This window comes from Pantoea sp. B270 (assembly GCF_018726825.1).
Classification (GTDB): domain Bacteria; phylum Pseudomonadota; class Gammaproteobacteria; order Enterobacterales; family Enterobacteriaceae; genus Pantoea; species Pantoea dispersa.
Map to the genome: position 1 here is coordinate 1,271,124 of NZ_JAHCSX010000001.1, position 13,792 is coordinate 1,284,915.

The following is a 13,792-nucleotide window of genomic DNA, read 5'->3' on the forward strand; positions in this document are numbered from 1 at the left end:
CGGTGATTTCAGGCAGAAAATTGATTAGCATGATGATATTCACTTACTTCACTTCTCCCTGTTTATGTCTCCTACCGTGTCTCAGGATGGATTACCCGTTCCACAGCGCTACGGCGCGATAATTACCATAGCGCTTGGCATCATGATGGCGGTGCTGGACGGCGCAATTGCCAACGTGGCGCTGCCGACCATTGCGCGTGAGCTGAACGCCAGCCCGGCGGAATCGATCTGGATCGTCAACGCCTATCAAATCGCTATCGTGATTTCGCTGCTGTCGCTGTCGTTTCTTGGCGATATGTTCGGCTACCGGCGCGTCTATCAGGTCGGGCTGGTGCTGTTTGTATTCACCTCGCTGTTCTGCGCCCTTTCCTCTTCGCTGAATATGCTCACCGTGGCGCGCGTGCTGCAGGGCTTCGGCGGTGCGGCGCTGATGAGCGTCAACACTGCGCTAATCCGTATTATTTACCCGCAGCGCTTCCTGGGACGCGGCATGGCCATCAACTCGCTGATCGTGGCCGTTTCCAGCGCCGCCGGTCCCACGGTGGCGGCCGCGATTCTCTCCATCGCCAGCTGGAAATGGCTGTTCCTGATCAACGTGCCACTCGGTGTGGTGGCGCTGTGGCTGGCGCTGCGCTTCCTGCCGGATAACACGCAGAAAGCGAAGCAGCAGAAATTTGATGTGCCGAGCGCCATCATGAATGCGCTGTTTTTCGGCCTGTTGATTTCAGCGCTGACCGGCTTCGCGCAGGGAGAAAATGGCTGGCTGATTGCGGGTATGCTGCTGGCGCTGCTGCTGATCGGCGTGGTGTTTGTACGGCGTCAGCTGGCGATGCCGGTGCCGCTGTTGCCGGTGGATTTGCTGCGCATTCCGGTGTTTTCGTTGTCGATCGGCACCTCGATCTGTTCTTTCTGCGCACAAATGCTGGCGATGGTGTCGCTGCCGTTTTTCCTGCAAAACGTACTGGGCCGGGATGAGGTCGCGACCGGTCTGCTGCTGACGCCGTGGCCGCTGGCTACCATGGTGATGGCACCGATTGCCGGCCGTCTGATCGAGAAGATTCATGCCGGGCTGCTGGGTGGGCTGGGGCTGGCGCTGTTTGCCGCCGGGCTGTTCCTGCTGGCGCTGCTGCCTGCACAACCCACAGATGCCGATATTATCTGGCGCATGATGCTGTGCGGTGCCGGCTTCGGGCTGTTCCAGTCACCCAACAATCACACCATCATCTCGTCGGCTCCGCGCCAGCGCAGTGGCGGTGCCAGCGGCATGCTCGGCACCGCGCGACTGGTCGGGCAAAGCACCGGTGCCGCGCTGGTGGCGCTGATGTTTAACCTGTTCAACGACAGCGGCACGCATGCCTCGCTGCTGCTGGCCGGAACCTTTGCCAGCGTGGCGGCGATCGTCAGTATGCTGCGCATGACGCAAAGCCGTCAGCCGGCAGAGTCATAAAAAAAGGGCGCCCGCAGGCGCCCTGTTCATTTTCTATGTGGCTTACTTAAGATAAGCACCGCTGCGCAGCGCTTCGATACGCTTGTCGAGCGGCGGGTGCGACATAAACAGCTCGCTCAGCGACTTACCTTTACCGTTAATACAGAACGCCATCATGCTGCTGGGTTCCTGCGGTTCGTAGCTGGTTTTCAGGCGCTGCAGCGCGGCAATCATCTTTTCACGACCCACCAGCTTCGCTGAGCCGGCATCGGCGTGGAATTCGCGATGGCGCGAGAACCACATGGTGATGATGCTGGCGAGAATACCAAACACCAGTTCCAGCACCGTCGCCACGGCAAAATAGACCAGCGGATTGCCGTTGCTGCTCTCTTCACCGTCGCGGTTGCCGGACAGGAAGCCAGACGCCACCTGCGCAATGATACGCGAAATGAAGATCACGAAGGTGTTCACGATACCCTGAATCAGTGTCATGGTGACCATGTCACCGTTCGCGATGTGGGCGATCTCGTGCGCCAGCACCGCCTCCGCTTCGTCGCGGCTCATGTTCTGCAGCAAACCGGTGGACACCGCTACCAGCGAGGCGTCACGGCGTGCGCCAGTGGCAAAGGCGTTGATATCGGGCGCGTGGTAAATCGCCACCTGCGGCATCGCAATGCCGACCTGCTGAGCCTGGCGGCCGACGGTTTCCATCAGCCAGCGTTCCGTCTCGTTACGGGGTTGTTCAATCACTTCACCGCCGACCGAGCGTAACGCCATCCATTTGGACATCAGCAGTGAAACAAACGCACCGCCAAAGCCAAACAGACCTGCCATAATCATCAGACCCTGAACACTGCTTGACTGGATTCCTGTCAGACTCAGAATCAGTCCGAATACCAACATCACCGCCAGGTTGGTGACCAGGAAAAGCGCAATACGCATCATAAACGTTAATCTTCCTCAGTTGTGCTCGCGCTCATGCGCGGATATACATCCTATGTCCATTGTGGCGCTTTTCAAGCGACCTTAATCTTTAAGTGCCTAAAAAGACATAACTTTACATTTGGTAATGGTAGCGGCTGCAGCCTGCCGGGCGGCGAGTTGCAGGCAAAAAAAAGCACCGCCGCAGCGGTGCTGTGATTTCAGGCCGAAGGGTTACTTCGCTGCCGCCGGCGCTGGCTGGTCTTTTTCCAGCTGGGCCAAATCGTTAGCGATTTTCACCGTTTCATCCAGATATGGATCCGGCTCTTTGTAGTCTTTCGGCAGATCGTCCAGGCTCTTCAGCGGCGCTTTGCCTTCCGCCTGGTAGCGCGCATTGATACGTTCCAGACGCAGCGCATCTTCTTCGTGATTCTCTTTCTCGCGCTGGGCCAGATTGAGCGACACGATGTTACGCTTATCCTTCATCGCGTTGAAACGCGCGATGTCTTTCATGATGTACTGGAACTCGCGATCTTTGGCGATGCGATCGGCGTGCTCTTTGGTCAGCTGCGGCACCAGCGGCGTGATATCGCCAGTTTTGGTGTAGGTCGCCGCGTTGATGCTGTCCCACGGCAGCGCGTTATCCTCAAACTTCTCGCCGGTCTCTGCCGCTTCCACACCGGTCGGCATCAGCAGGTCCGGCGTGACGCCTTTCCGCTGAGTACTGCCACCGTTGATGCGGTAGAACTTCTGAATGGTGTACTGGACTGAGCCCAGCGCTGGCCATTCCGGACGCAGCATCTGATCGTAGATGCGGTTGAGTGAGCGATACTGCTGCACCGTGCCCTTACCAAAGGTCGGTTCGCCGACAATCAGCGCGCGGCCGTAATCCTGCATCGCCGCGGCAAAGATTTCCGACGCCGAGGCGCTGAAGCGATCGACCAGCACCACCAGCGGACCTTTGTAGTAAACGATGCCGTCATTGTCGCTGTCCTCGCGCACGCGACCATTATTGTCACGCACCTGCACCACCGGGCCACTCGGAATAAACAGGCCGGAGAGCGATACCGCTTCGGTCAGCGCGCCGCCGCCGTTGGTACGCAGATCGATGACGATGCTGTCGACGTTCTGCTTCTGCAGTTTCTGCAGCTGCACTTTCACATCATCGGTCAGGCCAACATAGAAGCCCGGGATATCCAGCACGCCGACTTTCTCTTTGCCGACGTTGTGCACGGTGCCCTTCACCGCGCGATCTTCCAGACGGATTTTCTCACGCGTCAGCGTCACGGTACGGGTTTTGGTGCCCTTGCCGGCTGGCAGGATCTCGAGGCGCACTTTGCTGCCCTTCGGCCCTTTGATTTTGGACACCACATCATCCAGACGCCAGCCAATCACATCTTCCATTGGCTTGCCCGGCTGGCCGACGCCCACAATGCGGTCGCCCACGCTGATGGATTTGCTCTTGGCCGCCGGACCACCGGCCACCATCGAGTTGATCACCGTGTAATCATCATCCATCTGCAGCACGGCACCGATGCCTTCCAGCGACAGGCTCATTTCGGTGTTGAACTGCTCGGTGTTACGCGGTGACAGATAGTTCGTATGCGGGTCGATTTCATGCGCGAACGCGGTCATCGCCAGCTGGAACACATCTTCGCTGTTGCTTTGTGCCAGACGACGGATGGCAAAGTTGTAGCGCTTGGTCAGCGTCTCGCGAATCTCTTTGTCATCTTTCCCGGCCAGCTTCAGGCTCAGCTCGTCATACTTCACCTTGGCATCCCACAGCGCGTTTAGCTCATCCGTGCTTTTCGGCCACGGTGCTTTGGCACGATCGATATCGATGGTGTCATTGCCGGTGAAGTTCATCGGGCGGTTCAGCACGCTGAGCGCATACTGATAGCGCTCGAAGCGGCGCTTCTGCGCCAGATTATAAAGATCGTAAAACACATCCAGCTTGCCGCTGCGCAGCTCATCACCGAGCGTGGTTTTCTTGTCGGCGAATTGTGCCACGTCCGATGCCAGCAGCACGTTATGGCTGTAGTCGAGCAGATTCAGGTAGCGGTCAAAAATTTTCGCCGAAAAATCCTGATTCAGATCGAACTGACGATAGTGAGAGCGGGTGAAACGCGAGGTGACGCGTTCACTGACGGTAGGATGCTGTGCTTCTTCGTGTAACTGGGGAATCTGGTCGGCGCGGGTAATGTTGTCCGCGCCAAAGGTGGGGCCTGCCAGCAGCAGGCCCGCGATCATACCGATCTTAAAAATGCTGTTCATGCCAGGGTCGGGCCTCCGTTTCAGAACTGCAAGTGTTCTGCGCGCACAATCATTGCCAGGCCGGAAGCGAGCTGGACCCGGACGCCATCTTTGGTAATCTCCAGGATGGTAGCGTCCATTGCACTTTTGCCTGCTTTGACTTTGATGTTTTGACCCGCTTGCAACGTTGAAGTGTCAGTGACGGGCTTTGCCCGCGGTGGACGCGGAGCAGCCTGACGCTCACCGGCCGCAGCACGTGGGGCCTGTGGACGTGGCTTACGCGGTGCGTCACCCTCCGCCGCTTTACGGGCAGCAGGTTTGCGCGGACGACGCTCAGCGGTCTCTTCACCGGCTTCACGTTTTTTCGCTTTTTGCTGCTCGCGCTGCGCCTGCACGCGCGCTTTGGCTTCTTCCAGCTGCTTGCGCGCGTGTTCTACGTGCTGCTCATCCAACACGCCACAGGCGTTGCCGTCGAGATCGACACGGGTGGCACCGGCTTTAATGCCGTAAAGATAACGCCAGCTTGAGGTATAAAGGCGTAAGGCCGAACGCAGTTGCGTCTTGCTCAGGCTGTTTTCGCCCTGAACGCGCTCCACCAGATCCTGAAAGATACCGATTTTGAGCGGACGCGCTTCACCTTCGGCGCTAAAGCAGTGCGGAAAACGCTGCGCCAGAAAGGCGATGACTTCTTTACTGCTGTTCAACTTAGGTTGATTTTCCATGAAATTTCCTGATTACAACGGGTTTGCCGACCAGAGCAGGCATGAACAGGCGACATTATAATGACAACATCGCCAAATGCTATGTGATCCAGTCGATTAGCTGCGCGTCAGCTGAAGAAATTTTTCAATGTCGCTGTTCGCCAGCACTGCACAAAGCCCGTCGGTAAGGGCTACCAGCCCCGCTTCATCCTCGCTATCGAAGCGAGAATAAACCGTACTGTCGATGTCGAGAACACCGACTATCGTGCCATTCACTTTCAGAGGAATCACGATTTCCGCGTTGCTGGCGGCGTCGCAGGCAATGTGCCCCGGGAAAGCGTGTACGTCTTCAACCCGCTGCACGCTATCCTCCGCAACCGCGGTGCCACATACGCCTTTACCCACCGGAATGCGTACGCAGGCGATTTTGCCCTGGAACGGACCCAGCACCAGCGTCTCCGGCTCGGTCAGCAAATAGAAGCCTGCCCAGTTAACCCCTTCCAGGCGTTCAAACAGCAGCGCACTGCAGTTGCCCAGCGCCGCCAGGAAAGAAGTTTCGCCCGCTAACAGTGCGCGGACATCGCGATTTAAATCCTCGTAAAAGGCTTTTTTGTTCATTGTTTAACCATAACTCATCACTGGCGTGACCTTGTTGTCACTCAGTTGTTAAAATAAGCACTAATAATCCAACCCCACAAGGTGAATCATTGTGTTAGTTACTATACCCTTAGCACGCTATGCTTGAGACTATTCTCGTACCACAGATTGATGCAGACAGACGTGCTCTGCTCCGCATGCCGGTAACTGTAACGAACAATGGGCCCCTTGCGTCATTTATGAAAATTCACGCCATCAGCCAGACGTTGCCCCACGCACGTTATCAGCGTTGCCCGCAATGCGATACCCTTTTTTCCTTACCGGATGTGAAATCGCATCAGTCGGCTTATTGCCCGCGCTGTCATGCCCGTATTCAGAACGGTCGCGACTGGTCAATGACGCGGCTCACCGCCATGGCCGTCACGATGATCGTACTGATGCCGTTCGCCTTCAGCCTGCCGCTGGTGGATATCCGCCTGCTTGGCATGCGCATCAACGCCAGCCTGCTGGAGGGCGTGCTGCAGATGGCGCAACAGGGCAACGTGCTGACAGCCGCCATGGTGGCGTTTTGCACGATTGGCGCGCCGGTGACGCTGGTGGCCGGCATCTGCTATTTGTGGATTGGCCACGCGCTCGGCATGAACCTGCGCCCGGTCCTGCTGATGCTGGAGAAGCTCAAAGAGTGGGTCATGCTGGATATCTATCTGGTCGGCGTGGCGGTGGCGTCGATTAAGGTGCAGGATTATGCCGCGCTGGAGGTCGGCTACGGGCTGGTCGCCTATATCGCGCTAACAATTATGAGCCTGCTGACGCTGATTCATCTCAACGTGGAGGAGCTGTGGGAACATTATTACCCGCAGTCGGTGCCGCACGAACCGCCCGAGCGGTGGCAGGTTTGCCTGAACTGCCACCATACCGGTATGCCCGATGAACGCGGACGCTGCACGCGCTGCCATACGCCGCTCGATTTTCGCCGCCGCCACAGCCTGCAAAAATCCTGGGCGGCGCTGATCGCCTCGATTGTGCTGCTGATCCCGGCTAACCTGCTGCCGATTTCGGTGGTGTACGTCAACGGTGCGCGGCGCGAAGACACCATTTTCTCCGGTATTCTTGGCCTCGCCTCCGGTAACGTGCCGGTGGCCGCGGTGGTGTTTATCGCCAGTATTCTGGTGCCGTTTACCAAGGTGTTAGTGATGCTGACGCTGTTGCTTAGCATCCATTTTAAGTGTGAACAGGGTTTGAAAACCCGCATCCGTCTGCTGCGTGCCGTCACCTGGGTGGGCCGCTGGTCGATGCTGGATCTGTTCGTCATTGCTTTAACCATGTCGCTGGTCAATCGTGACCAGCTGCTGGCTTTTACCATGGGACCTGCCGCCTTCTACTTTGGCGCGGCAGTCATCCTGACCATTATGGCCGTTGAGTGGCTCGATAGCCGCCTGATCTGGGATGCACATGCAACAGGAAACGCCGACTACACCGACTAGCGCTAATCTGCGTAATAAACGCAAGATTTCGCCGTTCTGGCTTTTGCCCATTATCGCCCTGCTGATTGCCGGCTGGCTGTTATGGACTAACTATCAGGAGCGCGGCACCACCATCACCATCAACTTCCAGACCGCGGACGGCATCGTGCCGGGCCGCACGCCGATTCGCTATCAGGGCGTGGAAGTGGGCACCGTGCAGGGCATTGTGCTGAGCGATGACTACCGCAGCATTCAGATCAAAGCCAGCATCAAGAGCGACATGCGCGATGCGCTGCGGGAGAACACCCAGTTCTGGCTGGTGACGCCAAAAGCCTCGCTGGCGGGCGTCTCCGGTCTGGATGCGCTGGTGGGCGGTAACTACATCGGCATGATGCCCGGCGACGGCAAAGAGCGCGACCACTTTACCGCGCTGGATACCCAGCCGAAATACCGGGTAAACACCGGCGAACTGCTGATTCACCTGCACGCGCCCGATCTCGGCTCGCTCAACACCGGTTCGCTGGTCTATTACCGTAAAATTCCGGTCGGCCGCGTCTATGACTACAGCATCAACGGTAATACCGATGGCGTGACCATCGATGTGCTGATTGAGCGGCGCTTTACCAACCTGGTAAAAAAACAGAGCCGCTTCTGGAATGTGTCGGGCGTTGACGCCGATGTCAGCCTGAGCGGCGCCAAAGTGAAGCTGGAGAGCCTGGCCGCGCTGGTGAATGGCGCAATTGCCTTTGACTCACCGGACAGCGGCGAACAGGCCAACAGCGATCAAAACTATCAGCTCTATTCGGATCTGGCGCACAGCCAGCGCGGCGTGCTGATTTCGCTCGATTTGCCCAACGGCGACAACCTGAAAGCCGACAGCACGCCGCTGATGTATCAGGGGCTGGAAGTGGGCACCCTGACCAAACTGACGCTGCTGCCGGGCGGTAAAGTGTCCGGTGAGCTGACGATCGATCCCTCCGTCACCGGCCTGATGCGCAGCGGCACGCGGATTGAGATGCGCGCGCCGAAACTCAGCCTGACCGACACCAGCCTGAGCAGCCTGCTGACCGGCAATACGCTGGAACTGGTTCCGGGCGAAGGTGAGCCGCAGGATCACTTCAGCGTGCTGCCAGCCAGCGAAACGCTGTTGCAGAAGCCGGATGTGCTCACCGTTCAGCTCAGCGCGCCGGAAACCTACGGTATCGACGCCGGACAGCCGGTGATGCTGTATGGCGTGAAGATCGGCCAGGTCATTTCGCGCCGGCTGGATGAAAACGGCATCAGCTTTGTGGCGGCCATCAATCCGGAGCACCGCCAGCTGGTACACGCCGACAGTAAGTTCATCGTTAACAGCCGTCTCGACGTTAAATTTGGCCTCGACGGCATGCAGGTGCTGGGTGCCAGCGCGCGCGAATGGGTCGACGGCGGTATCCGGCTGGTGCCGGGTGCGAAAGGTCAGCCGTCCAGCCGCTATCCGCTGTACGCCGACTCAGAGCGCGCGGCGGAAGGCATTACCGGCGATCAGCCGCCGACCACGCTCAAACTCACCGCTAACAGCCTGCCGGATGTACAGGCCGGCTCGGTGGTGCTGTACCGCAAGTTCCAGGTCGGTGAAGTGGTGGATGTGGTGCCGCGCGCCGATGCGTTTGAGATTTCGGTCCATATCCAGCCGCAATATCGCAAGCTGCTGACCAGCGAAAGCGTGTTCTGGGCCGAAGGCGGTGCCAAAGTCCAGCTCAACGGCAGCGGTCTGACCGTGCAGGCTTCGCCGCTGAACCGCGCGCTAAAAGGCGCAATCAGCTTTGATAACCTGACGGGCGCGCAGGCAGCGAAAGGCGTTAAGCGCGTGCTCTATCCGTCAGAAACCGCCGCACGTGCGGTCGGCAGCCAGATTACCCTGCACACCTTTGATGCCAGCAAACTGTCGGCCGGCATGCCAATCCGCTACCTCGGCATCAACGTCGGTCAGGTGGAGTCGCTGGCGCTGAGCCAGGATAACAACCAGGTGGTGGCGAAAGCGGTGCTCTATCCGGAGTATGTGCAGGACTTCGCGCGCATCGGCAGCCGCTTCTCTGTTGTCTCGCCGGAGATTTCGCCCGCCGGCGTCAATCACCTGGAAACGCTGCTGCAGCCGTATGTGAACGTGGATCCGGGCAAAGGCGCGCTGGCGCGCAGCTTTGAGCTGCAGGAGAGCACCATTACCGACTCGCGTTACCTTAACGGACTGAACATCTATGTGGATACCACCGAAGCCGGATCGCTGTCGATTGGCACGCCGGTGCTGTTCCGCGGTGTAGAAGTCGGCACGGTAACCGGCACTTCGCTGGGTAACATGGCCGACCGCGTGCAAATCGCGCTGCGCATCAGCAAGAAGTATCAGCATCTGGTGCGTAACAACTCGGTGTTCTGGCTGGCCTCCGGTTATAACCTCGACTTTGGCCTGATTGGCGGCGTGGTGAAAACCGGCACCTTCCAGCAGTTCATTCGCGGCGGCATCCAGTTTGCCACGCCACCGACGGTGCCGCTGGCGCCGCAGGCCGGTGCCGACAAGCACTTCCTGCTGCAGGATGAAGCGCCAAAAGAGTGGCGCAACTGGGGCACGGCGATTCCGTCGCCAAACTGAGACAACGGGCAGCCTGCGGGCTGCCCGACTTATTTGCGCCAGGGATATTGCGCACGGCTGTACCTGAGCCGGGCTCGGCGTTACACTTCGCCCTCACTTTGTTAGTCCGGTAGATATCCGTGTCCGATCGTTTTCCTGAAGATTTTCTCGCGCTGATGCGCGCCAGCCTGGCCGACGAGGCCGAACTCGAACGCTTTCTCGCCATCAGTCAGCAGCCGCTGCGCCGCAGTCTGCGCGTCAATACGCTGAAAATCAGCGTGGAGGATTTTCTCACGCGCGTGGCGGGCTATGGCTGGCAGCTGACGCCGATTCCGTGGTGTCGGGAAGGCTTCTGGATTGCGCGTGATGACGAATCGCTGCCGCTCGGCAGCGTCGCGGAACACCTCAGCGGTCTGTTCTATATTCAGGAAGCCAGCTCAATGCTGCCGGTCAGCGCGCTGTTTGACGCCGCGCCGGATGCCCGCCAGGTGATGGATGTGGCCGCTGCGCCGGGCTCTAAAACCACGCAGATGGCCGCGCTGATGCGCAATCAAGGCGCGATCCTCGCCAATGAATACTCCGCCAGTCGGGTGAAAGTGCTGCATGCCAATATCAGCCGCTGCGGCGTCAGCAATGTGGCGCTGACCCATTTTGACGGGCGCGTCTTTGGTGCCGCGCTGCCGGAACAGTTCGATGCCATACTGCTGGATGCGCCCTGCTCCGGCGAAGGCGTGGTACGGAAAGATGCTGACGCGCTGCGCAACTGGACGCTGGCCAGCACCGAGGCCATCGCCGCCACCCAGCGCGATTTACTCGACAGCGCTTTTCACGCGCTGCAACCGGGCGGCACGCTGATTTACTCGACCTGTACGCTTAATACTATCGAAAACCAGCAGGTGATTGCCTGGCTGCAGCAGCGCTATCCGCAGGCGCTGGAAATTGTGCCGCTCAACGATTTGTTCGCTGGCGCCGAACGCGCGCTGACGCCGGAAGGCTTCCTGCACGTGTTTCCGCATATCTTCGACAGCGAAGGCTTTTTCGTCGCGCGGCTGCGCAAAACTGCCAGCGTGCCGCCATTGCCGGCGCCGACCTACAAACTCGGCAAGCTGCCCTTCTCGCCCGCCAGCCGCAAGCTGGTGGCGGAGGTGGCGCAGGCCGCGCACAAGGTGGGGCTACACTGGGATGAGAGCCTGACACTGTGGCAGCGCGACAAAGAGCTGTGGCTGTTCCCGGCGGCGCTGGAGAGCTGGCTCAGCAAAGTGCGTTTCTCGCGTATCGGTCTCAAACTGGCGGAAACCTTCCCGAAAGGCTTTCGCTGGCAGCATGAAGCGGTGGTGGCGCTGGCGCAACCGGACAGCGCGCTGGCGTTCGAACTGGACGAAGCGCAGGCGGAAAGCTGGTATCGCGGACAGGATATCCATCCCGACACACCGCCCGTGCGCGATGAGGTGATTGTCACTTACCAGCAGCAGCCGCTGGGCCTGGCGAAACGCGTCGGAAGCCGCATCAAAAACAGCTATCCGCGTGAACTGGTGCGCGACGGCCGGCTGTTCCGTTAACAACCATTACTGCAACTGCACCAGCGTCAGCCGGTTGCCAAATACCGCGCCGGTATCAATGTAATGCTGATTCGCGGCGTTAAGCGGCTGCTCCAGCGGCGTATGGCCAAAGTAGAACGCACTGGCGCCGGCGATCGGCTGCGAACGACCGCGCTGATGGCGAGCGAGCCGGTCGCGGCTCCAGACGACCTGATGCCAGTCGACATCCTGTCCCAGTGCGTAGACACTGGCAGGATAGTCGGCATGAGCAATGACAATGACGCGCTCTTCGAATTGCAGATGTAAAATCAGCGGCAGATCGGCACAGCGCTTCAGCGCATGACGCGCGGCAATCAGCCGCGCACCGCTCAGCTGCCAGAACCAGTCCCCGCCGTTCATCATCCATAGCATCGGATCGTCGCCCTGCAGCGCATCGAGCGCCATCTGCTCGTGATTACCGCGCACGCAGCGGAACCACGGCTCTTCCAGCAGTTGCAGACAGCCGAGGCTGTCCGTCCCGCGGTCGATTAAATCCCCGACCGATAGCAGCAGATCCTGTTGCCGATCAAAGCCCTGCCGCAGCAGCTGCGCATCAAGCTGCGCGCGGCAGCCGTGCAAATCACCGACCACCCAAATATTGCGCCAGTTATTTGCACGCAGCGTCTGATAAAACATGTAATCTGCCCCGGTTGACTGGAAGTTTAGTAAACCCGGCATAAAGTATAGTCCGGTGAGGGGTAGCCGCGGAGGCATCAGCGTGAGCAGTCGGAAACAGTTTGTTGGCATCCTCGTGATGATTTTTATTGGCAGCCTGCTGCTGCTGGAGTCGCTCGCGCGTCTGGTGCATCTGCTTTTTGTTGGCTGAGCGGTGTTTCATGCCGCGCTAAACGCTTACACTCCTTTGCGTATCACTGAAAGGAGTCTCCATGAGTCAGAATATCTACGATAACCCCGATTTTTTTGCTGGCTACGCCACCCTGCCGCGTTCGGTCAACGGCCTGGACGGCGCGCCCGAGTGGCCCGCGCTGCGGGCAATGCTGCCTGAACTGCGTGACCAGCGCGTGCTGGATTTGGGCTGCGGCTACGGCTGGTTTTGTCGTTACGCGCAGCAGCAAGGCGCGCGTGAAGTTGTGGGGCTGGATGTGTCAGAAAAAATGCTGGCGCAGGCCGCTGCCATGACCGATCGTCCCGGCATCACTTACCAGCGCGCTGATCTCGAAACCCTGCAGCTCAGTAGCACCTTTGACGTGGTGTACAGTTCGCTGGCGCTGCACTATCTCAGCCATATCGACGCCCTGTTTGCCACGATCTTTCATGCGTTACGTCCCGGCGGCGCGCTGGTGTTTTCATGCGAGCATCCGATTTATACCGCTCCGCGTCAGCAGGAGTGGTTCATTGATGATGCCGGGCAGCGCAGCTGGCCAGTCAATCAGTATCAGCAGGAAGGTGAACGGGTCAGCAACTGGTTTGCCGCTGGCGTGAAGAAGCAGCACCGCAAGCTGGCAACGTGGATCAATGCGCTGATTGCCGCCGGTCTGGTGATTGAACGGCTGGATGAGTGGGGTCCGGATGTACAGCAGGTAGCGGAGAATCCGGCGCTGGACGAGGAGCGCGAGCGTCCGATGCTGTTTTTGCTGGCGGCGCGCAGGCCGCTGTAAGGTTTTCAGCAGTGGCTGCATCCTGCAGCCCTGTGAAAATTCCCCCCGGCGCTTATCTCCGGCACTCAATCAAGGTGTTAGCTCTGTAAGGGACGGCACCTACTGTAACGCTTAAGATAATTCCGAACAAGTTAAATGATATTAACTATCATTCTCAACTATTGATCTGGCACGCTGTCTGGCTGAGTCAACGGTGCATATCACAATCACACTACTGCTATGACCAATCTATGCCTAACGCGTGATTAAAAAGATCGCCAGCATAAAACCGACAAACAAACCGGCAAAGGTCAGCAAACCGGTGCGCGGCGTTTTGGCCTGACCGACAATCGCGCCGATAAAAATGCTCAGAATGGTGAGCGTGCCAATCATTACCCAGAGAAGATAGTGTGTATTTGCTGCCATGCGAAATCCTGTTAAGCGGCCATCAATCAATGCGCCCTGTTATACCATTTTTCGCTGTGGCTGGCTGCTGCAAATATCCGCTGCGTTGCGCTCAGCATGACAATGCATCAAATGTGACAACGTCACTTGCGTATTATCTCACGCAATGTTATCGCGCTTAATAAATGCGCTAATTGAGCAAATAAAGTCCGGCAACAAGGGTACCGACGGAAATAATATGGAATAGCT

The 13,792-nt window shown here is 58.5% G+C and carries 11 protein-coding genes; 5 read left to right on the forward strand and 6 right to left on the reverse strand.

Going from position 1 to position 13,792, the window contains the following annotated elements; genetic code table 11:
- Positions 1–64 precede the first annotated feature (64 nt).
- Positions 65–1,447, forward strand: coding sequence for an MFS transporter (locus KOL70_RS06150; protein WP_215480370.1), 1,383 nt, complete (start codon positions 65–67; stop codon positions 1,445–1,447).
- A gap of 42 nt (positions 1,448–1,489) precedes the next feature.
- Here the strand turns inward: KOL70_RS06150 and htpX are convergent, their stop codons facing one another.
- From htpX to KOL70_RS06170, 4 genes are all read right to left on the reverse strand, one after another.
- Complete coding sequence (htpX, locus tag KOL70_RS06155) at positions 1,490–2,371, reverse strand: protease HtpX (protein WP_021510018.1); 882 nt, start codon at positions 2,369–2,371, stop codon at positions 1,490–1,492.
- Between the two features lie 210 nt (positions 2,372–2,581).
- Entirely contained in the window at positions 2,582–4,621 is a 2,040-nt protein-coding gene (gene prc / locus KOL70_RS06160; RefSeq protein WP_021510017.1) for a carboxy terminal-processing peptidase, read from the reverse strand.
- A gap of 20 nt (positions 4,622–4,641) precedes the next feature.
- Complete coding sequence (gene proQ / locus KOL70_RS06165; RefSeq protein ID WP_010616374.1) at positions 4,642–5,322, reverse strand: RNA chaperone ProQ; 681 nt, start codon at positions 5,320–5,322, stop codon at positions 4,642–4,644.
- Positions 5,323–5,418: 96 nt separating this feature from the next.
- Positions 5,419–5,919, reverse strand: coding sequence for a GAF domain-containing protein (locus KOL70_RS06170; protein WP_058781836.1), 501 nt, complete (start codon positions 5,917–5,919; stop codon positions 5,419–5,421).
- Between the two features lie 218 nt (positions 5,920–6,137).
- On the opposite strand from KOL70_RS06170, the gene yebS reads away from it, so the two are divergent.
- The 3 genes from yebS to rsmF all read left to right on the forward strand — a co-directional run bounded on the left by yebS (position 6,138) and on the right by rsmF (position 11,522).
- Positions 6,138–7,382, forward strand: coding sequence for a membrane integrity lipid transport subunit YebS (gene yebS / locus KOL70_RS06175; RefSeq protein WP_058771236.1), 1,245 nt, complete (start codon positions 6,138–6,140; stop codon positions 7,380–7,382).
- Positions 7,351–9,984: a PqiB family protein gene (locus tag KOL70_RS06180; protein ID WP_058771299.1), complete on the forward strand. Its 2,634-nt coding sequence runs from the start codon at positions 7,351–7,353 to the stop codon at positions 9,982–9,984. Before yebS ends, KOL70_RS06180 begins: the two co-directional genes overlap by 32 nt.
- A 113-nt stretch (positions 9,985–10,097) precedes the next feature.
- Entirely contained in the window at positions 10,098–11,522 is a 1,425-nt protein-coding gene (gene rsmF / locus KOL70_RS06185) for a 16S rRNA (cytosine(1407)-C(5))-methyltransferase RsmF (RefSeq protein WP_031280200.1), read from the forward strand.
- 6 nt (positions 11,523–11,528) lie between these two features.
- On the opposite strand, the gene KOL70_RS06190 is transcribed toward rsmF, so the two are convergent.
- Entirely contained in the window at positions 11,529–12,176 is a 648-nt protein-coding gene (locus KOL70_RS06190; RefSeq protein ID WP_215480942.1) for a metallophosphoesterase, read from the reverse strand.
- Positions 12,177–12,427: 251 nt separating this feature from the next.
- Between KOL70_RS06190 and KOL70_RS06195 the strand changes: the two genes are divergently transcribed.
- Positions 12,428–13,159: a trans-aconitate 2-methyltransferase gene (locus tag KOL70_RS06195; protein WP_215480371.1), complete on the forward strand. Its 732-nt coding sequence runs from the start codon at positions 12,428–12,430 to the stop codon at positions 13,157–13,159.
- Between the two features lie 234 nt (positions 13,160–13,393).
- Here KOL70_RS06195 and KOL70_RS06200 read toward each other — a convergent pair whose 3' ends face one another.
- Positions 13,394–13,564 carry a hypothetical protein gene (locus KOL70_RS06200; RefSeq protein ID WP_165899336.1) on the reverse strand — a complete coding sequence of 57 codons (171 nt, stop codon included), beginning with the start codon at positions 13,562–13,564 and terminating at the stop codon, positions 13,394–13,396.
- Positions 13,565–13,792: the final 228 nt, after the last annotated feature.

Coding starts and splice junctions, on each gene's coding strand:
- KOL70_RS06150 (WP_215480370.1), top strand. CDS start 65: ATGTCTCCTACCGTGTCTCAGGATGGATTACCCGTTCCACAGCGCTAC.
- htpX (WP_021510018.1), bottom strand. CDS start 2,371: ATGATGCGTATTGCGCTTTTCCTGGTCACCAACCTGGCGGTGATGTTG.
- prc (WP_021510017.1), bottom strand. CDS start 4,621: ATGAACAGCATTTTTAAGATCGGTATGATCGCGGGCCTGCTGCTGGCA.
- proQ (WP_010616374.1), bottom strand. CDS start 5,322: ATGGAAAATCAACCTAAGTTGAACAGCAGTAAAGAAGTCATCGCCTTT.
- KOL70_RS06170 (WP_058781836.1), bottom strand. CDS start 5,919: ATGAACAAAAAAGCCTTTTACGAGGATTTAAATCGCGATGTCCGCGCA.
- yebS (WP_058771236.1), top strand. CDS start 6,138: ATGAAAATTCACGCCATCAGCCAGACGTTGCCCCACGCACGTTATCAG.
- KOL70_RS06180 (WP_058771299.1), top strand. CDS start 7,351: ATGCAACAGGAAACGCCGACTACACCGACTAGCGCTAATCTGCGTAAT.
- KOL70_RS06190 (WP_215480942.1), bottom strand. CDS start 12,176: ATGTTTTATCAGACGCTGCGTGCAAATAACTGGCGCAATATTTGGGTG.
- KOL70_RS06195 (WP_215480371.1), top strand. CDS start 12,428: ATGAGTCAGAATATCTACGATAACCCCGATTTTTTTGCTGGCTACGCC.
- KOL70_RS06200 (WP_165899336.1), bottom strand. CDS start 13,564: ATGGCAGCAAATACACACTATCTTCTCTGGGTAATGATTGGCACGCTC.